This is a genomic window from Kitasatospora sp. NPDC054939 (assembly GCF_053610105.1).
This window is the reverse complement of the sequence record NZ_JBSGXP010000320.1, coordinates 1-1,056: the sequence shown is the minus strand read 5'-3', so window position 1 is coordinate 1,056 and position 1,056 is coordinate 1. Positions and strand designations below refer to the sequence as shown.

The following is a 1,056-nucleotide window of genomic DNA, read 5'->3' as shown; positions in this document are numbered from 1 at the left end:
TCCAACGGGTAGTCCCGCGTGTACCCGTACCCGCCCAGCAACTGCACCGCATCCGTGGTGATCTCCATCGCCGCATCCGACGCGAAGCACTTCGCCGCCGCCCCGAAGAACGTCAGATCCCCGTCCGAACGCTGCGAACGCGCCGCCGCCGCATACGTCAGCTGCCGCGCCGCCTCCAGCTTCATCGCCATGTCCGCCAGCATGAACTGCACACCCTGGAAGTCACCGATCGGCTTCCCGAACTGCCGCCGCTCCCGCACATACCCCTTCGCATAGTCCAGCGCCCCCTGCGCGATCCCCAGCGCCTGCGCCGCGATCGTCACCCGCGTGTGGTCCAGCGTCCGCATCGCCGTCGCGAACCCCGTCCCCTCCGCACCGATCATCCGGTCCGCCGGGATCCGCACATTGTCGAAGTACACCTCACGCGTCGGCGACCCCTTGATCCCCAGCTTCCGCTCCGGCGCCCCGAACGACACCCCCGCATCGCCCTTCTCCACCACGAACGCCGAGATCCCCCTCGACCGGGCCTCCGGGTCCGTCACGGCCATCACCGTGTAGAACTCCGACACCCCCGCGTTGGTGATCCAGCGCTTCACCCCGTTCAGCACCCAGAAGTCCCCGTCGCGCACCGCCCGCGTCCTCATCCCCGCCGCGTCCGAACCCGCCTCCGGCTCCGACAGGCAGTACGAGAACATCCCCTCACCGCGCGCCAGCGCCCCCAGGTACCTCGCCTTCAGCTCCTCCGAACCCGACAGCTGCACCGGCAGCGACCCCAGCTTGTTCACCGCCGGGATCAGCGACGACGAGGCGCACACCCGCGCCACCTCCTCGATCACGATCACCGTCGCCAGCGCATCCGCCCCCGCACCCCCGAACTCCTCCGGCACGTGCACCGCATGCAGATCGTTGCCCTGCAGCGCATCCAGCGCCTCCTGCGGGAACCGCCCCTGCTCGTCCACCTCCGCCGCGAACGGCGCGATCTTCGCCTCGGCCAGCGAACGCACCGCCTCCCGGAGCATCCCGTGCTCCTCCGAGATCCGGAAGAGATCGAAGTCC

1 protein-coding gene is annotated in these 1,056 nt (G+C 69.6%); it reads right to left on the bottom strand.

Translation table 11 applies throughout. From position 1 onward, the window contains the following. On the bottom strand, window positions 1-1,056 hold a 1,056-nt coding region (locus ACWGB8_RS38650), incomplete at both ends, for an acyl-CoA dehydrogenase family protein (RefSeq protein WP_452218318.1).